At 43.7% G+C, this 19,686-nt stretch carries 20 protein-coding genes; 13 read left to right on the forward strand and 7 right to left on the reverse strand.

What is annotated here, in order from left to right:
• Positions 1-16: 16 nt before the first annotated feature.
• Together LX64_RS13180 and LX64_RS13185 are read right to left on the reverse strand one after the other, a co-directional pair.
• Complete coding sequence (locus LX64_RS13180) at positions 17-526, reverse strand: DUF1877 family protein (RefSeq protein WP_158538612.1); 510 nt, start codon at positions 524-526, stop codon at positions 17-19.
• A 72-nt stretch (positions 527-598) separates the two neighbouring features.
• Positions 599-1,357 carry a DeoR/GlpR family DNA-binding transcription regulator gene (locus LX64_RS13185; protein ID WP_111598112.1) on the reverse strand — a complete coding sequence of 253 codons (759 nt, stop codon included), beginning with the start codon at positions 1,355-1,357 and terminating at the stop codon, positions 599-601.
• A 53-nt stretch (positions 1,358-1,410) separates the two neighbouring features.
• Here LX64_RS13185 and nudK point away from each other — a divergent pair, with 53 nt between their 5' ends.
• Positions 1,411-1,989, forward strand: coding sequence for a GDP-mannose pyrophosphatase NudK (gene nudK / locus LX64_RS13190; RefSeq protein WP_111598113.1), 579 nt, complete (start codon positions 1,411-1,413; stop codon positions 1,987-1,989).
• 87 nt (positions 1,990-2,076) lie between these two features.
• Positions 2,077-2,613 carry a hypothetical protein gene (locus LX64_RS13195; protein WP_111598114.1) on the forward strand — a complete coding sequence of 179 codons (537 nt, stop codon included), beginning with the start codon at positions 2,077-2,079 and terminating at the stop codon, positions 2,611-2,613.
• A 91-nt stretch (positions 2,614-2,704) separates the two neighbouring features.
• On the opposite strand, the gene LX64_RS13200 is transcribed toward LX64_RS13195, so the two are convergent.
• The 3 genes from LX64_RS13200 to LX64_RS13210 form a co-directional block, all read right to left on the reverse strand.
• Positions 2,705-5,134: an AsmA family protein gene (locus LX64_RS13200; protein ID WP_158538613.1), complete on the reverse strand. Its 2,430-nt coding sequence runs from the start codon at positions 5,132-5,134 to the stop codon at positions 2,705-2,707.
• Between the two features lie 93 nt (positions 5,135-5,227).
• The gene (locus LX64_RS13205; protein WP_111598116.1) at positions 5,228-6,328 is read right to left on the reverse strand and encodes an AAA family ATPase; all 1,101 of its coding nucleotides are present in this window, start codon (positions 6,326-6,328) and stop codon (positions 5,228-5,230) included.
• Positions 6,316-7,023, reverse strand: coding sequence for an RNA ligase family protein (locus tag LX64_RS13210; RefSeq protein ID WP_111598117.1), 708 nt, complete (start codon positions 7,021-7,023; stop codon positions 6,316-6,318). The genes LX64_RS13205 and LX64_RS13210 overlap by 13 nt, the downstream gene beginning before the upstream one ends.
• 329 nt (positions 7,024-7,352) lie before the next feature.
• Here LX64_RS13210 and LX64_RS13215 point away from each other — a divergent pair, with 329 nt between their 5' ends.
• Together LX64_RS13215 and LX64_RS13220 are read left to right on the forward strand one after the other, a co-directional pair.
• On the forward strand, positions 7,353-8,588 hold the full coding sequence (locus tag LX64_RS13215) for a DEAD/DEAH box helicase (RefSeq protein WP_111598118.1): 1,236 nt from the start codon (positions 7,353-7,355) through the stop codon (positions 8,586-8,588).
• Positions 8,589-8,702: 114 nt separating this feature from the next.
• On the forward strand, positions 8,703-10,031 hold the full coding sequence (locus LX64_RS13220) for a DEAD/DEAH box helicase (protein ID WP_111598119.1): 1,329 nt from the start codon (positions 8,703-8,705) through the stop codon (positions 10,029-10,031).
• Positions 10,032-10,102: 71 nt separating this feature from the next.
• Here LX64_RS13220 and LX64_RS13225 read toward each other — a convergent pair whose 3' ends face one another.
• Positions 10,103-10,999: a helix-turn-helix domain-containing protein gene (locus tag LX64_RS13225; RefSeq protein WP_111598164.1), complete on the reverse strand. Its 897-nt coding sequence runs from the start codon at positions 10,997-10,999 to the stop codon at positions 10,103-10,105.
• Positions 11,000-11,168: 169 nt separating this feature from the next.
• Between LX64_RS13225 and LX64_RS13230 the strand changes: the two genes are divergently transcribed.
• From LX64_RS13230 to LX64_RS13265, 8 genes are all read left to right on the forward strand, one after another.
• The gene (locus LX64_RS13230; RefSeq protein ID WP_211324806.1) at positions 11,169-11,903 is read left to right on the forward strand and encodes a carboxymuconolactone decarboxylase family protein; all 735 of its coding nucleotides are present in this window, start codon (positions 11,169-11,171) and stop codon (positions 11,901-11,903) included.
• Between the two features lie 9 nt (positions 11,904-11,912).
• Positions 11,913-12,989: an alpha/beta hydrolase gene (locus LX64_RS13235; RefSeq protein ID WP_111598120.1), complete on the forward strand. Its 1,077-nt coding sequence runs from the start codon at positions 11,913-11,915 to the stop codon at positions 12,987-12,989.
• A 20-nt stretch (positions 12,990-13,009) separates the two neighbouring features.
• Positions 13,010-14,074 carry an alpha/beta hydrolase gene (locus LX64_RS13240; protein WP_111598121.1) on the forward strand — a complete coding sequence of 355 codons (1,065 nt, stop codon included), beginning with the start codon at positions 13,010-13,012 and terminating at the stop codon, positions 14,072-14,074.
• 16 nt (positions 14,075-14,090) lie between these two features.
• Positions 14,091-14,564, forward strand: coding sequence for a cupin domain-containing protein (locus tag LX64_RS13245; RefSeq protein ID WP_245952647.1), 474 nt, complete (start codon positions 14,091-14,093; stop codon positions 14,562-14,564).
• A 31-nt stretch (positions 14,565-14,595) separates the two neighbouring features.
• On the forward strand, positions 14,596-15,084 hold the full coding sequence (locus LX64_RS13250; protein WP_111598166.1) for a nuclear transport factor 2 family protein: 489 nt from the start codon (positions 14,596-14,598) through the stop codon (positions 15,082-15,084).
• Between the two features lie 345 nt (positions 15,085-15,429).
• Entirely contained in the window at positions 15,430-15,828 is a 399-nt protein-coding gene (locus LX64_RS13255) for a winged helix-turn-helix transcriptional regulator (RefSeq protein ID WP_111598123.1), read from the forward strand.
• A gap of 232 nt (positions 15,829-16,060) precedes the next feature.
• Positions 16,061-17,995, forward strand: a complete 1,935-nt coding sequence (locus LX64_RS13260; protein ID WP_111598124.1) for a heparinase II/III domain-containing protein — start codon at positions 16,061-16,063, stop codon at positions 17,993-17,995.
• Positions 17,996-18,229: 234 nt separating this feature from the next.
• Positions 18,230-19,138, forward strand: a complete 909-nt coding sequence (locus LX64_RS13265; RefSeq protein WP_211324807.1) for a YheT family hydrolase — start codon at positions 18,230-18,232, stop codon at positions 19,136-19,138.
• 9 nt (positions 19,139-19,147) lie between these two features.
• On the opposite strand, the gene LX64_RS13270 is transcribed toward LX64_RS13265, so the two are convergent.
• A complete protein-coding gene (locus LX64_RS13270; RefSeq protein ID WP_111598126.1) occupies positions 19,148-19,279 on the reverse strand; it encodes an alanyl-tRNA synthetase in 132 nt (43 codons plus the stop codon).
• 165 nt (positions 19,280-19,444) lie between these two features.
• On the opposite strand from LX64_RS13270, the gene LX64_RS13275 reads away from it, so the two are divergent.
• A partial coding sequence (locus LX64_RS13275) for a transposase (protein WP_158538614.1) occupies positions 19,445-19,686 on the forward strand: 242 nt, incomplete at its 3' end.

Genomic DNA, 19,686 nt, shown 5'->3' on the forward strand with positions numbered 1-19,686 from the left:
CCTTTCTAATAGCCAACTACACAATTACCCGGTACAGTCCAAGCTGCTTATCGGCCGTTGCTTGTACAAAATCTTTCAATTCTTCTACTACTTCTAGCAAATAATCTACAACCTGTTCCGATAAACCATTTATTGCCCTCGCTCGAAGCTGTTTTATATCAAGCCCGTGTAATGCACCGGCTATTTGCTGTACTTCGGAAGCGGTATAGAAGTGCGCCTTTCCCCAGCCAATTTCCCCGGTTGGGCGACTATCGCCATAAATGAAGTTCAACGGAAAGTGGCCTTTACCGTTTTCCATTTCCCCCGTTAGCAAATAATGCAAAGATTGGAAGGCTGCTTCTACATAGAAAATAGTGTATCTACCAGCAGGCGCCCATGTAATAAGCGCTTCTTTTTCATCTGCATCGAGGTCGTCCAATAGGGATGGATCAAGTATTTCTCCATAATGTAAAATCTCCAGTTTCATAGGATCTAATTCCACAGCGGCAATATCTTGGTCGTGTACCGTGCGGAATTGCATAGACATACTCATAGGTGTAACTTTAGGTTGTTCTAAAGTACGTCGAATTATACATGTAAATCTCCCATTTTCATGTGACTACTTCATTACCTTCACTTTCTTTCCCTGTAACCCTTCCAACTGCTCAGCCGATAATTCCTTATCCGTTACCAAGGCCGTCATAATAGAGAGGGGCGCGTATTTCATATAACTATCTTTCCCAATCTTTGAAGAATCGCACAATACATACAATTTATTGGCACTGCCGGCCATTGCCATGCTAATACCCGCTTCTTTCTCGCTATGTGCACTTAAACCATGTTGAACAGAAAGGCCATCTGTACCGATAAACGCTTTATCGGCATGGTAGCTTTTGATATGTTCTATGGCTTTCGTGCCGTGAACAGCTTTACGACTGCCGTCCATTTCCCCACCGGCTATATTTACTTGAATGCCGGGAATGTCCATAAAGGCCGCCGCCACGGGAAGGGAGTTCGTTACCACGCGTAATGGCTGAATATCCTTCAAATAGCTACACATGGCAAACACGGTGCTACCGCAATCCAAGAAAATAGTATCACCCGGTTTTACCAAGGTAGCCGCCAACTGGCCGATATGTTTCTTCCTTGTAGCTGCCACGTTTGCTTTATCGGTAAAAGCTGTAAAGGGATGCTTGGGAGGCGCTTTCATGGCGCCGCCATGTGTTCTAATTAACAACTCTTCCTCGGCCATCAATTGCAAATCCCTGCGAATGGTAACCGCCGATATATCCAGTGCATCTGCAATTTCTTGCACTTCCATGTTCTCCCGTTTATCTAAAATCTTTAAGATGCTCTTTTTTCTTTCCTGGTATCCCATATTGAAGTATCTTTGATTATTATTATCAAATTTGATCAAAAGTAATCATTTATATGCAACCTAGTATAAATATTCTCTCTAAAGAAGTGTTGTCTAACAACTGGTACACGCTGTACAAACTTACCTACGAATACAAAAAGAAAGATGGTACATGGCAACTACAATCCCGCGAAGCATACGATCGAGGTAATGGTGCGGTGATCCTATTATACAATCCTGCCAATGGGAATGTTATTCTTACCCGCCAATTCCGTATGCCCACATTCATTAATGGCAATAGTACAGGTATGCTCATCGAAGCCTGTGCCGGGTTACTCGATGAGAACAGCCCCGAAGAATGCATCCGCCGTGAAGCGGAAGAAGAAACAGGGTTCCGCGTGCGTGATGTGAGAAAGGTATTCGATGCCTATATGTCGCCCGGCTCTGTTACAGAAATCCTGCACTTCTTTGTTGCCGAATACACCCCCAATATGCAAACTAGCACAGGTGGCGGTTTAGAACACGAACAAGAAGAAATTGAAGTATTAGAAATACCCATCGCTACAGCTTTACAAATGATCGAATCAGGCGAAATTAAAGATGGGAAAACCATTATGCTATTACAATATGTAAAACTGCACAACTTAGTATAGGTAATAGGATAGGAGTCCTGTTTAATAAAATGATTCCATTATATTTGCAGCTTCTTTTAATTGATAACCATATTTGTAAGACGATTTATGATGAAGCCATTGCAACAACTCGTAGTAGCATTCGTACTCTTGTTAACCGTTTCCTGCCAGTCCGCAAGCCCGGGAGAATTTTTCGACCAAGCCGTATTGAACTCGAACCTTATCCACGATTTCGAACCGCGCCATTTCGGTAAATCTTTGGAACAATACACGGTTGTATATCCCAACCATCCAGAGAATAACCCGAAAGGCGACGAAGCGCAACAAGTCGTAAACAACAAAATTCTATCAATAGAAGCCGCTTTGAAGAAAATTAAAGATCTCAATGCCGGCGACGATGATCAAAAAGCCATCAAAGAAAATGCTATTGCGCTGTTCGAAACAGCATTGCCCGTGTACAAAAACGAATACATGCAATACGCTAAACTTTGCGATGCGAAGTCAACTTCACCGGGGAAAGAAGCTTTGCTGGCAAAAGTGGAGAAAGATGATTTACCTAAAGTAGATGCACTGATGGGTTCACTCTATGAGAAAGGGAAAGCCTATGCAGAAAAGCATGATATTAATGTGAAATGGGGACGTTAATATAGTTCCTGTACTAAATAACTAAGAGGTTGTATCAACAGCATGATACAACCTCTTGTCTTTACAATTGTAATTCACCTTTGAAGATTATTTACCCATCCCTCTTCTTCCCCAATTTAATCTTCACAGGCCCACTTTTCCCATTATCGGTTGCATGCAAATGCAACACGATCCCTTTTTGACGCCTTTTCGCTTTCTCCGCTTTATCAGTAATGTCGGCATCTTTCTGCGGATTACGTAAGGGTACATCCATGTAAATGTCTGTACCCGCCGGCATCCCGTAAGTGCCTTGTAAATCTATATTGATAGCCGTAGAAGAAATCTTCATCGGCGGAATATCAATTTTGTTGCCTTTAATCTGCAACGTATTCTGCAAGTTCTCAAACTGGATATTGTCTAAATTCCGCTTCGCAAACATTAAGTCGGCAATGCCTTGCAAAGGAGGGAAGTTTACCAAGGCTCCTTTCCGTAAGTTAAATGCCACGGTGCCATACAACGAACGCGGTACAATCTTTCCATCATCCAAAACACGACCACTCACATTTGCCTTTGCTTGTAAAATACCCCGTAGGTTCTTAGATGATAAACCATCTAAGCCGAAGTTGTTGAATGCATAGAATAGCTGGTCGATATGTACATTGTTAATGTTCGCGTTCACTTTAAATGCATTGGCTTGCCCTGCGAAATCCATATCTGCCGTTGCCTGTAACGAACCGCCGGCATGCTGTACTTGCAATTGTTGCACATGTAAGCCTGTTTGGGTGAGCGTTAAGGCCGAACGAACCTGCTGCGCTGTAAATCTTTCATACAATAGTTGATCAACCGCCACGTTCATCGCAACACTACAATCCGCCAACATGATATCCATTTGGTGCGCAAATTTCGACATGTTCTTGCGCTTCTGTTTGGTCGATACCGGCTTCTTACTACCACTACGAATACCAATAAATGAACGGAATTCATTCAAGTCTAACTTAGGACTACGGATATTCCAATTCAGCAATATTTTAGCAGGATCATGGAAATACAAATTGGTGATATTCGCCACCGAGCCATCCAATTGCAACTGGCTTTTCTGGCTCGCTACTTTCACTTCTTTAAAGTATAAGTCGGTACCCGTAAAATCAAGCGTAGCAAAACAATCGTGGAATTGTACATTGCGTGGTAAGTACGTCAAGGCACCTTTTTGTATCGCTACCGTTCCCGATAAATGGGGCACAATGGTATCGCCGCGTTTAATACCGCCTTTGTAATACAATTGAGCTTTCGCCTCGCCACTCGTAAAGGCAAACGTGCCTTCTAATAATTCATTCAAATTAGATAATGGGAAGAAGGAACGAAACCAGCCTTGCAAAACAGGGTGCTTCAAATTCGTTACAATCAAAGTATCTGCCACTAATGGAATGGTAGCGTAATCGGCTTTGAAACCGTGTATTTGTAGTTGCGTATTTTCATCGTTATGACCTTTACCATGTTGCAGGTCATTATTGAAGGTGCCTGTAAAACTGCAATTGGTGAGCGTATTACCTTTTACTTCAATTTCGTTGTTTTGGGTTTGGTATTGAATATTGATTAACGGTGTATCGGGGTAATGCATAATGCCCACCAGTTGTGCCTTAATATCTAAAGGTTTCTTAAATGAAAGACTATCCAGTTTCTTAGAAATACTAGGAGAAACAATACTCATCGCTTCTTCAAAACGCAATTCATTGGCAACAATATTAAGGCCCCACTGGCGATTTTCTTTCGCCATCGAGAACTGCCCATCGATACTGTAAATTTGTTTGTTTAAACGAATGTCTTGGTGGGGAATGACAAGCGCCCGTTGTTTTTTGTTGAAGTGCAACAATAATTTACCGGCCAATAATTTATCCTTTAAGAAGCTCCCTTTTTCTGTATTGAACTGCATCTCCTTTATAAGAATATCATGCTTCAAGCGTATATCTAACATAGTATCCCGTTCCTCGGTATTGCCCTCTAGGTGCTGAATGTCGAATTGGAAAAACTTGTGCTTGGGCTTGTTCTCTACTACAAATTGGATATTGTTTAGCTCAAACTTTGATACATCGGTATGCCCGGTTTGTTGCTTGTTCTTATGCTCATGAGAACGAATAATATCCGTGTTGCTATACCCGCTGGTATCTGTGTAAATGTAAATGGTGCCATCTTCCAAGGTAATTTGCCGGATATCTATTTTCTTCTTCAACAAAGCAAATGTATTCACCTTCACAAAAATGCGATCTACTTCTAACAAGGCCCTATGATGTACACTCCATAAGCTATCTTTCACACTCACTTTCTCCAACGATACAGAAATATTCGGGAAACTTCTTACCAAAGATGGTTCCATATCTTCAATCACAACAGTGGCATTCAACTCTTCGTTGATCTTTGTATTTATCTGCGCCAACAAGGAAGCTTTTTGCTGTTGTATAATCAAAGCAAAGCCCAACCATAACAGTACAATTAGTCCCAGTAACGATCCTCCAACGATGGCAAGTATTCTCATCCATTTCCGCATAGCATAATACATTTAAACATATTACAAATTTTCCATGCCCACGGTTCAATTCCATATTGCGAAAAACGCCTTCCGGCAACGGAAGGCGTACTATTATACAAAGTAGCGTACGGTATGTGCTTCAAACACGGTAGGTACTTCTAATTTGTTCACCAATCGCTCCAATGCAGCCGTAGGTATGGCGGTTGGGCGGTTGTTATTTTGTTTTAGCAACGTTTTATACGGTACCTCTATGTAATCAATGGTTACATGTGCTTTGTAGGTAACAAAAAGGCTCACTAGTTGCGCGCGCATTTGTTGGGTAATATTCGTGGCATTCCATACGAAGTTTTGTTGCTTACGCAAATATTGCTTGGCTTGTTCTTTCGCTAGTTGAATGACGGTGCCATTCCCGCTTTTATCAGTCGGCGAAATCTTATGGGCTTTCCGAATATCGTCCAAGTTAATCACGGGCCAATCAGCATAATGTTTGCGCACATGCGTGTCTTTACCGGCGCCGGGTAAGCCAGATGTTAATACTACCTGCGAACCAAAGTCGTCGAATGGCACATAGTTGATATCACCCCCTTTATCGAAATAGTGGAAGCGCGCGTTTTCATGGGTAAAGGCTCGTTGCCGACCTAGGCATTCATTTTCTAAGCAAAGTTGTTCGAATAATTGGATTTTTAACAGCAACTCGGCTCGATCTGCACTTATTCTACCCAATACATCGGCCTGTGCCAATAAGGATAAATGCCATGTGTTTACATGAAAGCTCGCTTCTACAACACTGCGTTGCGGATCGTGCTTTTCAATAGCCCATAAGGGTAAGCTATGGTAGCGCACAAGCCCGCATATTTGTTCGCGAATAGCGAACGGGGTGGCTATGTTACGGTATAAAAGTTGACGAGCAGTAGCGGCGCCTTTTCGTGCATGCGTGGCCGATGTAATGCGTCCACCCGGTTCTATGATGGTGGTAGAACGTTTTTCTACATCGTGTAATAACGCAGCAGCACGAAGTATATGCGCATCTTGTTCGTTGATATTGTGTTGAAGGATCAGTTGCTCCATTTCAGCGCATACCATGCCTGTATGCACGAAAACATCGCCTTCGGCATGGTGAATAGCATCTTGGGGTACCCCTTTCATATCGGCCACCCAATCGAATTCGGTCGCTAATTGATCCATCGATCGTGTATTTGTTAATTGCCACATATGGCACCTCCTTCATTTTGTAAGGGCGCACGTTTCCAATTGCGCGTCCAATGTTCATCAGTTTTTACATGCCCTTTGCGCACGTATTTGAATACGTTTTGGGCGAAAGCATCTACACTATAAGCAGCTGCATTTCTTGTTACAATACCTTCCATCGTGCTGGGTTGCAGCGAAATAGTATCCACCGGGGCAAATGCACCAGGGCCTTGCACGATTTGTAATACTTCGCTTTCAAAGTGTGTTTGCTGTAACGGGGTGGGGAAGATGCTAATTTCCGGCACGGTAGGTAAGTCTAGCATGGCGGCGTAAAACTTCGTTTCTTCCCAACTCAGCCATAACCCGTTTTCGCGTACAGCAAATACGTAGAAATGATGGTCCAGTTTTGTATAGTGTAAAGAATGCACGGCATACAGGTTTTCGAGGAAAATCTCTAAGTCGCCGAGTTCTCGTTTTATTAATTGCCAGTAGGTACGCAAGGTGCTTGTCCACGGCGAAGTGGTGGGCGCAGCATGCGACCGCGCAAATACGCCGTATTTATTTAAGCAATTGTTTTCGCCATCCAATTTCTCGGTGTGTACGAGGGTGGGGATGTGCTGCACATCCTGCCAGTAACCGTGGTTAATACGGTCGTCGCTGGTAGTGCCGGGCGAAAATGGGTAATGGTACGTTCTACCGTATTTTCCTTGGCTTGTCATGTTTGGGTAATTAAAGGCGCACAATCAAATAGCCTAGCTAACCTGTTATACAAGTTACGAACCAATATTGTACGGAAAGTGAAAAAATAGAATCCCTGGCCGCTTCGAAGTGTGAAGCAGGATGGTGAGAAATCTTATGCCAGTGATATTACATGACCCAATGTTTGTCGAGGTTTTGTTTAAAATTGCGCTGCAAAGGTCTTGCTATTTTTTGGAATTAACAAGCTATTCACTAAATAATTCACCTGCCTAGCCTCCCTTTCGCGGCGTTCTCGCCGCATTTAACTACCTTTGCATACTTGGACGCCATTCGTCCATGGTATTAACACATGAAATTCGAACAGTACAACATATCGCACGAAATCAAGCGCAGTTTAGAAGAGTTGGGCTTTAAACGTCCGACCGACATTCAATTCAAAGCCATTCCTTCTATCTTAAAAGGGGAAGATGTGATGGCTATTGCGCAAACGGGTACAGGTAAAACAGCTGCTTTCGCCATCCCGGTACTGCATATGTTACAACAAAAACCCATTAAGAAATCCAAAGGAGAGGTACGCTGCCTAGTGATGGTGCCTACCCGCGAATTAGCCATCCAAATTGCCGGCGTATTCGAGTCCTTGGCCAAATATACCCGTTTAAACATCTTGGGCCTTGTAGGCGGTGTTGAAATGGATAGCCAAATTAAATCATTAAACCGCGGGGTAGATGTATTGATTGCTACACCGGGTAGAATGTTCGATTTGATCAATCAAAACCATATCGACCTTAGCTATGTCGATATTTTGATCCTCGATGAAGCGGATCATATGCTCGATTTGGGTTTCATCCGCGATATCCGCGATGTACTCAAACACATCCCACGTCATCATCAAACCTTGTTCTTCTCTGCAACGCTCGATAAAGACATTAAAGAACTCGCGTATTCCGTTGTACGCAACGCGATCCGTATCCAAATCTCTCCAGATGATCCCGTGTCGAAGAATGTAAGCCATGCCTTGGCTTATATCGAAATGGACGATAAACGTTTCTTCTTGGAAAGATTGGTGAAAGAGTTCCCGGAAAAGAAAATACTCGTATTCGTACGTACGAAAGTACGCGCGGAAAGGGTAGCTGCCGCGATGGACCGCGTAGGTGTTCCGAGCCTTACCATGCACGGTGGTAAAGAACAAGACAACCGCCTAGCGGTGATGGATGAATTCCGTAAAGGCGATGTGAAAATATTGATCACCACGGATGTAAACGCCCGCGGTATCGATATCCCGAACGTAGATTACGTGGTAAACTACGATTTACCCGACGTAGCCGAAAACTATGTACACCGCGTAGGTAGAACGGGTAGGGGCGTACAAAAAGGACAAGCCATTTCTTTCGTAAGCACGGAAGAAAAGAAAATGCTGGCAGAAATCGAGAAATTCATCGGTAAGCCTATCAATGAAATGAAAATTGATAAGAACGACTACCGTGAAACGATTGCTTTCTCTGAAGAAACACCAAACGACAACTGGCAATTACTAATCGATCAACACGAGAAGGAATTACAGAAAGCCAGGAGAAAAAAGAAATAAAAATATTCACGAAACGCCCGGTATGCCTAACATGCCGGGTGTTTTGTTAAAGCGCCACTTAAAATTTCCCCCGGAAGTTAGGCTGTGCGCACGAAAAATCTCAACTTTGCCCCGATGCAACAGAAAAATGAAACAATCGCCCGCATTTTAGAGGCGATCGGTATTGATGAATTAAACGAGATGCAAAAGGCTTCCATCGAAGCCAACGAGCAACATGATAATGTTGTGTTATTATCGGCCACAGGTTCCGGTAAAACCTTAGCATTCTTATTGCCTTTGTTGTTTAGATTAGACCCTGCCGTGAAAACGACCCAGGCTATGATCATCGTACCTTCCCGCGAATTAGCCATCCAAATCGATAAAGTATTCCGCTCGATGCAAACCGGTTTTAAAGTAACCCTTTGCTATGGAGGCCATAAACGCGAAATCGAAGAAAATAACTTAGTACAAGCACCGGCATTAATCATCGGTACGCCTGGTCGTATCAAAGATCATATCCGCCGTGGAAATATTACGCTCGAAACCATCAACACCCTCGTGTTAGACGAGTTCGATAAATCGTTGGAATTAGGCTTCCAAGAAGAAGTATCTTTCATTGTAGATGCCTTAAGAAACATCCAACACCGTATGCTCACATCTGCTACAGAAGCGGTAGAAATCCCGGAATTCCTTGGCCTTAAAGACCCTGCAGAATTGAACTTCTTACCCGCAGATGGCACACCAACCATCCGCTTAGAAGTTAAAACCGTACAATCTGGCGATAAAGACAAACTCGAAACCCTTTTCGAATTACTCTGCTACTTCGGTGCCCGCCCAAGCATTATCTTCTGTAACCACCGCGAAAGCGTGGAACGCACCAGCGAATACTTAGCGGAACAAGGGATTGTAAACGAATACTACCACGGTGCTATGGAACAACACGAACGCGATAGCGCCCTGTGTAAATTCCGTAACGGTACGGTGAATTTCTTAGTAACAACCGACCTTGCAGCACGCGGCCTCGATATCCCGTTCATCCGCTACATCATCCACTACCACCTTCCTACAACAGAAGATGTGTACACACACCGTAATGGTCGTACTGCCCGCATGGAAGCAAGTGGTACAGCGGTTTTAATCTTAGGTCCAGAAGAGAAATTGCCTGCCTATATTACCCAAGTAGACGAAGAAATCCAACTCCCTGCTAACCTGGAAATCCCAGAAAAGCCGAAATGGACCACCTTCTACATCGCCGCCGGTAAAAAAGATAAAGTCAATAAAATCGACATCGTTGGGTTCCTTTCCCAAAGAGGGGACCTCCGCAAAGAAGATATCGGCCTCATCGAAGTAAAAGACTTCGCTTCTTTCGTAGCCATCCGTAAAAGCAAAGCCAGCCACGTGCTGCATGCTATCAAAGGCCACAAAATCAAGAATAAAAAGGTGAAAATCGAAATCGCGAAGTAATAGCGATTACACATATGGCAAAAGGGAACCACTGGTTCCCTTTTGTTGTTTATAGTGAATATTTTATACGCCTAATGCTCAGCATTCCTAAATTCAAGCGGTGTAGCACCTACCCGCTGTTTGAACAAACGGCTGAAATGTTGCGGGTATTTAAAGCCTAACTCGTACGCTATTTCATTCACCGTTTTAGACGGATCATAAAGCCTTTGCTTGGCAGCTTCTATAATCTTCGCTTGGATGTATTCTTGCGCCGATTGCCCCGATTCTTTTTTAATCAAATCACCGAAATAATTACTCGATAGATGCAGCGCTGCTGCCATATAGGCAACCGTTGGAAGCCCAATTTTTTGCGGTAATTCCGATTGGAAATAGTTGTTCAATAACTGCTCGAATTTCTCTAAAACACCCCGGTTAACAGCATCGCGGGTAATAAACTGGCGATCATAGAAACGCTTGCAATACTTTAAAAACAACTCGATATTCGCAACAATGAGCTGCTTACTATGATTATCTACCGCGTGCTCCAATTCATACTTGATCTTATTGAAACAATCGAACACGATCTGTTGTTCCTTCTCCGATAAATGTAAAGCCTCGTTTACGGCATAACTGAAGAATGAATATTCTTGGATATGCGTACCAAGTGATGTACCTAGCAGCAGATCGGCATGAAAAACCAAGGCATGCCCTTGTGGTTGGTAATATTCGCCATTGTTCTCTACACCAATGAGCTGCCCCGGTGCCAGGAAAATCAAAGTACCTTCTTGGTAATCGTAGTATTGTTTACCATAACGAAGATCGCCACACACTATTTGCTTGAGGAAAATAGTATAAAAACCATAACTCATCCGCGAAAATTGCCGTGGTGCCGCTTTAGATAAGTCTATTACGTTCACCAACGGATGCAATGTTTCATGGTTGTTGAAGGTGCTATATTGACTAATTGTATCGAATCTCACTATACCCATGGTGCTAAATTTTTCGATACTAAAGATACCAAATAGCCATGACGATCCTTCTTTTAGGAATGTTAAACTGTTATTTTGGTAGAACAAGAAGTGAAATGTATACTTCTAGGCCCCCAATAAGGCCGAACTTTACATTGTTAACGGAAGCACTACTAAAACAGGCTGGCCCATGATATTAGATAATATGAAAAGAATAATACTAACGCTTATGCTGATAACAGGACTTGTACAAGGTGCCACGGCCCAAGCAGATAGCACAACACTAACGCCTCAGCAAAGAAACCTCGTATCTGTAGCTGCCACTACAGCGAAAGGTGATTTACCGAAACTTGCAGTACAACTAAACAAAGCACTGGATGCAGGCCTTACCGTAAACCAACTGAAAGAGGCTATTGTGCATTTATACGCTTATTGCGGTTTCCCAAGAAGTATACGTGGGTTACAAACTTTAATGACGGTGTTGGAAGATAGAAAGGCAAAAGGAATAACAGATAAATGGGGGAACCCAGCTTCACCTATTACAGATAATCGCTCTAAATACGACAGGGGAAGAGATATCTTAGCAAAACTCTCCGGCACTTCTGCAAGCTCTCCCAAGGCCGCTTATGCTGTATTTTCACCAGAAATAGAAGTCTTCCTAAAGGAACATTTGTTCGCCGACTTATTCGAACGCGACGTGCTAAATTATACAGAAAGAGAACTGGTAACGATCTCGGTACTAAGTAGTATTGGCGGCGTAGAGCCGATGTTAAAAAGTCACCTCGGCATTTGCCTGCATATTGGATTAACGCCAATGCAGTTACAAGATTTCGTGAAGGTAATAGCAGGAACGATTGGAGAAGAAGACGCGAAGGCAACAGAAGAAGTATTAACAGCATTGACGAACACACCACAAACAAAATAACCCAGGCAAATGAAAATATTAGGCATTCTTTTAGTAACCACTTGTTTGGTGACCACAACAATAACACTACCGGCACAAACAAAGAAGCAAGCGCCATTGATGATTGAAGAACAAGGCAGTTTTGCTGTTGGTGGGTCTGTAATAACAGCACCAGGTGTATACGATCCTGTAAAACGCGGTGTAGATGGACAAACCTTCCATGGCGATCACGCTTACGTATTTTACCAAATACCCGTAAAAGCAAGAAAGCTGCCATTGGTATTCTGGCATGGTATCGGCCAGTTCTCCAAAACTTGGGAAACAACACCTGATGGCCGCGAAGGGTTTCAAAATATTTTCCTACGACGCCAATTTAGTGTATACTTAATGGATCAACCACGCCGAGGAAACGCAGGCCGTAGCACTGTAGAGGCTACAATTAAACCGGTACCCGATGAGCAATCATGGTTCGGTACCTTCCGTGTTGGCATTTGGCCGAACTACTTCCCGGGTGTACAGTTCTCCAAAGACTCCGCCACCCTCAATCAATATTTCCGCTCTATGACGCCCAGCCTTGGTGCTATCGATCCAACGGTGGTAACCGACGCAACAGCTGCATTAGCAGGTAAAATCGGCGATCTCGTACTGGTAACCCATTCCCACTCCGGTGGTTTTGGTTGGATAACAGCCATGAAAAATACGCATATCCGTGCCATTGCATCGTACGAACCAGGATCAGGATTCCCTTTCCCAGCAGGCGAAGCACCCGCACCCATTGCTAGTTCTGCCGGTCCATTGGAACCTACAGTAGTAGCGAAAGAAGAATTCCTAAAGCTGACCAAAATTCCCATTATCATTTACTACGGCGATAACATACCTACACAACTCGATCCTAACAATCCCGGTGCCGACGGTTGGAGGGCTAGGTTAGCCATGGCAAAACTGTGGGCAGATGTAGTTAACAAGCACGGTGGCGATGTAACAGTTGTGCATTTACCGGAAATAGGGGTGAAAGGCAATACTCACTTCCCATTTTCAGATCTTAACAATATTGAAATAGCCGACTTATTATCGAAATGGCTCAAATCAAAAGGCCTCGACAAATAAGCGATTTAAACGCATAGAACATGAAAAAATTAACATCCATCATAGCGCTTTCCATGTCGATGGCAGTCACAGAAACAGTGACCGCACAAACAGGCCAACAGAAAGACGGTAAAAAGAATCCATACACACTCGTATACGAAGGTGCTATAACAGGAAATGTAAAAGGAAAGGTAAATATCCATCCCGTAACATACCAGCTAAATGGCATAACCATCGCCGCCAACGTATATACACCAGCATCGTATTATGCTAGTAAGAAATACCCGGCAGTAGTAGTGGCACACCCTAACGGTGGTGTAAAAGAACAAACAGCTGGTTTATACGCACAAAAGTTGGCCGAATTGGGCTATATCACCATTGCTGCAGATGCCGCCTACCAAGGCGCCAGTGGAGGAGAACCTCGCCATACCGATCGTCCTGCATCTCGCACGGAAGATATTCATGGCATGGCGGATTACATTGCCCAGTATGCCGGTGTTGATGCCAACCGTTTGGGCGTTTTAGGTATATGTGGTGGAGGCGGTTACGCTTTGAAAGCGGCACAATCGGATAAACGCTTCAAAGCCATAGCCACCTTAAGTATGTTCAATTCTGGTGAAGTACGCCGGAATGGATTTAAAAACACACAGCTAGCCACCATTCAAGAACGTTTACAGCAAGCGTCGGCCGCCCGTGCCCAAGCTGCAGCCGGCGGTAAAATAGAATACATGGGTGTATCGAGTGTTACTGATGAACAAATAGCTGCTACACCGGCAGGACTCTATAAAGAAGGCTTCGTATACTATTACAGAACGCATGCACATCCCAACTCCACCTTCCTATACACGAAAAGTAGCTTGCTCGATTTAATGACTTGGGATGCTACCGCTAGTATTGAATTGCTGGATCAACCGCTATTGATGATTGTTGGCAGTGAAGCAGATACAAAATACATGAGCGACGAAGCCTTCAGCAAAGCCACTCAATCCAAGAAGAAAGAACTATTCTTATTGGAAGGAGCCACGCATATTGAAACATATTGGAAGCCTGTATACGTGTCGAAAGCCGTTGATAAATTACAAAGCTTCTTTTTCGAAAATCTTTAAAATGAATGGTATGGTCATGAATAGAATTACACTGCTAGCTTTTGTAGGAATAATAGGAATAGCACTGCTTTCTTGTGGTGAACCCAAGCAACCTGCTTCTAACAACGCAGCAAACGTATTTGATAAAGGTGATAAAATCACTAATAATAACTTTAAAGGGGATGTGTGGTTGAAGAATTTAGTAGTAGCCGATAGCAGTAACCCCAATGCTGTAGGAAGTGTTACCTTTTCACCGGGAGCAAGAACGAACTGGCATTCGCACCCCGCGGGGCAAATCATCTTAGCGATCGATGGGGTAGGTTATTACCAAGAAAAAGGCAGCCCAAAGAAAATCATCAAAAAAGGTGAGGCCATTAAATGCCCTCCCAATATAGCCCACTGGCATGGCGCAAGTGCCGATAGCCCATTTGTACAAGTCGCTATCACTGGACGAGAAAAAGGTGAAACAGTGTGGTTGGAACCAGTTTCAGACGATGAATACAATCACTAAAAACCCCAATCACCCAATAATTCCAACAAGTATGCAAAACAAAAAACTATTAGCAGTATTACCCATACTCACAGTATCCCTATTATTGCTATTGTCTACAACAACAAACGCACAAAAAATCTCATCAGCAGGATACACCATCACCAGTGCTGATACAGAAAATGGTATCATCGCTCTATCAAAAGAAAAATGGCGTTGGATGGCCGATAAGCAAGTCGACACCCTCAACATGCTATTCAACACTAAATCAGTATTCGTACACATGGGAGGCAGCTGGGGCAAAGACCGTGAACTGGAAGTAATCCGCACCGGTAGTATCCATTACAAACACGCCGACATACAACAAACAAGTGTGCAAATTATAGACAACACCGCCATCGTACTCACCCAAATTCGCCTACTAGCAGTAGTCGGCGGCAATGAGGTAACCAACCCCTTCATCGTAACCGAAGTATACATCAACAATAAAAACGCCTGGCAACTAGGCTCCTTATCATTTACCCGCACCCTCGGACAATAATTACAATAATTGACTCTTACCCCCCTTTTAGGTAGTGCACTAAAGGGGTAAACGATCTAACCATCTCATCCCACCACTCCCAACAAACTCCCCCAAAAAGAAATCCCAATGCCCTTCACCACAGTAGCACCAAAGCCCCATCGACATCCCGATAAAACGGCGACGCAGTCTTTCGCCGTTTTTCCTCCTTTCTTTGGTTACTTTCTTTGGAGAAGCAAAGAAAGTAACACATTGGGATTTACAATAGCAAGAAAACAGCGCGAATGTCATACAACTAGCATACTTTCACAAGAACGTACTTACACCCTGCATTTCCCGTAATTTTAAAGTAGAAATACATAAATAATGAGAAAATCGAACTCCACATATACCCTCAACGAAACCATCATCAACGCCACTTGCGGTACAGCAGTAACCCTCGCTCTTATAGGTGGCAGATGGAAATTGAATATCCTTTGGATCTTGTTGGAAGGCAAATCCCGTTTCTCCGAAATCAAAAAGAAAATGCCTTTAGTATCGGAACGCATGCTCGCCTTGCAGTTGAAAGAACTGGAAAAGGCGAAAATTATCGAAAGAACCGTTTACCCCGAGGTGCCACCACGGGTGGAATATGAACTCACCGAAATTGGGCAATCGATGATCCCTATGTTACGGGTGATCAATGCTTGGGGCGCACAATATCAACAACAAGTAAAGGAGGGATTAGTATTTGAAGAAGCATCAATTTGCCGATCGTTTGCATAAACGTTATTGTATGCTGTTGTATAGAGAAGGTTATGCGTGTATGTAAAACGCCCATTCCGCCGGGAAACGTTGATAATCGTAGTTAACCGCTTATCTAGCATTTCGGAATATTCCCCCATTTTTATCTCTTTCACAGTTGCAATACTTATCCCCAGGTTTTACCTTTAGTGCGCATATTTATGCAAACGTTTGAATTACTTTTCCACGCAAGTAAAAAAAACTACAAGCACGAATGAAATTATTGAAAATGGGTAGCATGCTCGTTATGGCAACAATGATAAGTTGTTCCGTACAAGCCCAAGAAGCTAGGAATTACTTATCTCGCAGCTTACAACCCAATACAGCAAAGGAAATATACGACTACCTACCCACTTGGCGGGCTGAAAGGAAACAACACCTGGTAGCAGCGATCAACAGTTTGCCGGAAGAGGTGAAGGCAAAAGCCATTGCACAAGCCGAGGAAGCGAATAAGTATACTTGGCCTACATTAACGGCTACTTTGTACAACCAATACCAAGTGAATGGCAATAGAACTAATTGGCAAGATAAACACAATGAACGCCGCGCAAATATTACCCGCCTAGCAGTAGGGGAGCTACTCACCAATAAAGGCACCTATATCCCGCAACTCGTGAATGGCTTATGGGCCATGTTTGAAGAGTCGAGCTGGGTTGCCCCAGCGCATATCGGTGCTCAGAAAGCAGGTGGCGGTTTACCCGATGTTACAGAAGGGTACATCGATTTATACAGCGCTCGTTCTTCCGCCATGGTAGCCGATATTTACAACATGCTAGCGCCACAATTGGAAAAATATGCTCCAATGGTAACCAAACGCTTGCTGTATGAATTAAAACGCCGCGCCTTAACGCCTTACATGGAAAGAACAGATATGTGGTGGATGGGTTTCAACGGTAAGATCGTGAATAATTGGAATCCTTGGATTAATACGAATACATTGCAAGTAGCTTTGCTAACTTGGGATAATGCCGCTTCTTTCCAAACCTTCTTGCCGAAAATCATGCAAAGCACCGATTTCTGGATCAATGCTTATGGCGATGATGGCGGTTGTGATGAAGGACCCAACTATTGGAACGAAGCCGCCGGTAAAATGATTCGATTTATGTATTTGTTGGATGATGTATCGCAACATTCATTGAAGTTCCAACAATACCCGCTTTTACATAACATGGGTACTTACGTATACAAGATGCACATCGCGCAAAACTACATGGTCGATTTCGCCGATGCTTCTCCCAAGAATTACCCGCACGCAGAAAGCGTACTACAATTCGGCGAAGTGTTCAACGACCAAGGTATGAAAGAGTTTGCCGCTTATATCTTCAGCCTACAAAAACAAAATATCCTCGACGATAACTTTACGAATTTCCTCGTAAACGTAGATGTAGCACCCGTACTGAAATCATACGAACCTAGACCCGTATTGCCATTAGTATCGTGGATGCCTAATTTACAAGTGCTTACCACCCGCTCACAAGCCGGCAGCACAAAAGGTTTATTCCTCGCTGTAAAAGGTGGGCATAACGATGAAAGTCATAACCACAACGACGTAGGTAATTTCATTATCTATGCCGACGGTAAACCCGTGATTATCGACATTGGCGTAGGCACCTATACAAAAGAAACTTTCAGCAGCAAACGCTACGATATTTGGAACATGCAATCGCAATGGCATAATTGTCCTACCGTGAACGGCGAACAACAAAAAGCCGGTCGCCAATACGCTGCGAAAGTGCTAGGGTATACGACCACACCTAAGCAAACCAATTTGCAAATAGATATCGCCGCCGCGTATCCTACCAATGCTGCTGTAAAAAGCTGGGTGCGTAGCTTCCAATTCGATCGTACTAAGAAGCGCATCGTGCTGAAAGAAGCCTACGAACTCCAAGCTACCGAACAACCTACTACCATTCACTTCATTTCCGCCGTGCCGGTAACGATCCAAAAAAACAAACTCGTTTTCACGGGCGACAATGGCAACATGCTCACCATGGAGTACGACCCTACACAGTTGGAAGCCTCCGTGCAACCGTTCCCATTGGAAGACCCACGCTTTATACAAAGCTGGGGCAAACAAGTGTACCGGGTGAACATGACGAAGAAAAACAACAACTTGAAAGCTGCACATAGCTTCGCCTTTTATCAATAACCTTGCTATATCCCTTTTACAAGCGCCGTTCCCAGTAAATAGGAACGGCGCTTTTGCATTATAAATTCGTGTATTATCATTCGAAAAAACCATATAAACCCGCGCCCCGCCTGGAAGTTTAGTTTGTGAACCGGGGAATTACCCCTAATTTTAGGCAGATTTTAAGCTGTAGTGCGTATGCCAGTATTGTCGACATCAACATATAAACCGCCGATTTTTCTAACCAACCGGCATTTGCAAACCATATACCCCACCTTGTTCCGTCGTATCGATGCGGCCCCTTACGTGCGCCGTAGGATAGATACCCCGGATGGCGATTTCCTCGATTTGGATCTATCTTCCCGCAACAACAAAAAAGCCGTACTCATCTTGCACGGCCTAGAAGGTAATTCCACCCGTAAATACGTGATGGGCATGGTACATATGTTCAACAAAGGTGGCTACGATACCATCTCAATGAACTTCCGTGGTTGCAGTGGCGAACCCAACCGCGCAATGCGTTTCTACCATAGCGGCGATACCGGCGACATTGCCACGGTGATCGACTACATCTTCTCACTCCAACAATACGAACAACTCCACATCGTAGGGTTCTCCCTTGGTGGCAACGTAACCCTTAAATACGTGGGTGAACAAGGTAAAAACATCGACCCGCGCATTCGCAGTGCCGTTGCCATATCAGTACCTTGTGACTTAATGGATAGCTCGGTAGAGTTGGAGAAGCCGCATAATGTGATATACATGACGCGCTTCATCCGCAATTTGGAAGAGAAGCTCCGTTTAAAATCGGCCTTATTTCCCGGTAAAATCAGCTTAACGGGGTTTAAGGAGATCAAAACCTTCCGACAGTTCGACGATCGGTATACGGCGCCTATTCATGGCTTTAATAACGCGTTGGAGTATTGGGAGAAAAGCAGTTCGAAACAATTCTTGCACCAGGTAAGTATTCCTACCTTGCTGGTAAATGCCTTAAACGACCCTTTTTTAGGGGAAGGATGCTTCCCATTTGATGCCGCCGAAGAGAATCCCCACTTCTTCTTAGAAACACCGGGGAATGGTGGCCATGTTGGGTTCGTAACATTCAGTGATCCTTATTACTGGACGGAGAAACGGGCTTTCGATTTTATTGATAAAGGACTGTAAAACAGGTAATTATTTAACAAACCAGTAACCCACCGCTAACCAAGCCAAGCCTTTCAGCAAGAAGAAGATAAATCCCCAAAAGCCGATACGCTTCATCCACACTTTGAATTTGCTAGGTGTAGCAGGTGTTGTTGTTTCCATACGAAAATTGTTGAATAGCAAAATTAGCGATTAAATACATCCACCTATATAGAAAAAAACTAAGGGCCAATAGAGAACAGCCTACCTGTTCCTATCTTCCAAATTTGATTGGCCATATGCTAGTGTCTAGTCCTACAAAAAGTTTACACCCACAAATGAAAAATGATGAAAAGAAGCAAATTATTTGGACTAAAAGGTCTTGGGGGTGGTCAATCGAGTTATGATGATTCATTTAGGCGCATGGTGGTGCGTGACTACGAAACTGGTAATTTAAGTGTATCGCAGCTAGCCGTTAAATACGGCATAAAGAATCATGATGTAAAAAATTGGAAAAAGCGGTTTAGGGGCGATATTGCGGTAATTACCACAATAAATGAAATAGCCATGACACCAGAAGAGCAAAAGGA

Origin of the sequence: Chitinophaga skermanii (assembly GCF_003259335.1) — a bacterium.
GTDB classification, from domain to species: domain Bacteria; phylum Bacteroidota; class Bacteroidia; order Chitinophagales; family Chitinophagaceae; genus Chitinophaga; species Chitinophaga skermanii.

Excerpts from the sequence above, each read along its gene's own strand:
- LX64_RS13215 (WP_111598118.1), top strand. The coding sequence starts at position 7,353 with ATGAAATTCGAACAGTACAACATATCGCACGAAATCAAGCGCAGTTTA.
- LX64_RS13210 (WP_111598117.1), bottom strand. The coding sequence starts at position 7,023 with ATGACAAGCCAAGGAAAATACGGTAGAACGTACCATTACCCATTTTCG.
- LX64_RS13220 (WP_111598119.1), top strand. The coding sequence starts at position 8,703 with ATGCAACAGAAAAATGAAACAATCGCCCGCATTTTAGAGGCGATCGGT.
- nudK (WP_111598113.1), top strand. The coding sequence starts at position 1,411 with ATGCAACCTAGTATAAATATTCTCTCTAAAGAAGTGTTGTCTAACAAC.
- LX64_RS13235 (WP_111598120.1), top strand. The coding sequence starts at position 11,913 with ATGAAAATATTAGGCATTCTTTTAGTAACCACTTGTTTGGTGACCACA.
- LX64_RS13245 (WP_245952647.1), top strand. The coding sequence starts at position 14,091 with ATGAATAGAATTACACTGCTAGCTTTTGTAGGAATAATAGGAATAGCA.
- LX64_RS13230 (WP_211324806.1), top strand. The coding sequence starts at position 11,169 with ATGATATTAGATAATATGAAAAGAATAATACTAACGCTTATGCTGATA.
- LX64_RS13240 (WP_111598121.1), top strand. The coding sequence starts at position 13,010 with ATGAAAAAATTAACATCCATCATAGCGCTTTCCATGTCGATGGCAGTC.
- LX64_RS13205 (WP_111598116.1), bottom strand. The coding sequence starts at position 6,328 with ATGTGGCAATTAACAAATACACGATCGATGGATCAATTAGCGACCGAA.
- LX64_RS13180 (WP_158538612.1), bottom strand. The coding sequence starts at position 526 with ATGTCTATGCAATTCCGCACGGTACACGACCAAGATATTGCCGCTGTG.
- LX64_RS13270 (WP_111598126.1), bottom strand. The coding sequence starts at position 19,279 with ATGGAAACAACAACACCTGCTACACCTAGCAAATTCAAAGTGTGGATG.
- LX64_RS13225 (WP_111598164.1), bottom strand. The coding sequence starts at position 10,999 with ATGGGTATAGTGAGATTCGATACAATTAGTCAATATAGCACCTTCAAC.
- LX64_RS13195 (WP_111598114.1), top strand. The coding sequence starts at position 2,077 with ATGATGAAGCCATTGCAACAACTCGTAGTAGCATTCGTACTCTTGTTA.
- LX64_RS13260 (WP_111598124.1), top strand. The coding sequence starts at position 16,061 with ATGAAATTATTGAAAATGGGTAGCATGCTCGTTATGGCAACAATGATA.
- LX64_RS13200 (WP_158538613.1), bottom strand. The coding sequence starts at position 5,134 with ATGCGGAAATGGATGAGAATACTTGCCATCGTTGGAGGATCGTTACTG.
- LX64_RS13185 (WP_111598112.1), bottom strand. The coding sequence starts at position 1,357 with ATGGGATACCAGGAAAGAAAAAAGAGCATCTTAAAGATTTTAGATAAA.
- LX64_RS13255 (WP_111598123.1), top strand. The coding sequence starts at position 15,430 with ATGAGAAAATCGAACTCCACATATACCCTCAACGAAACCATCATCAAC.
- LX64_RS13250 (WP_111598166.1), top strand. The coding sequence starts at position 14,596 with ATGCAAAACAAAAAACTATTAGCAGTATTACCCATACTCACAGTATCC.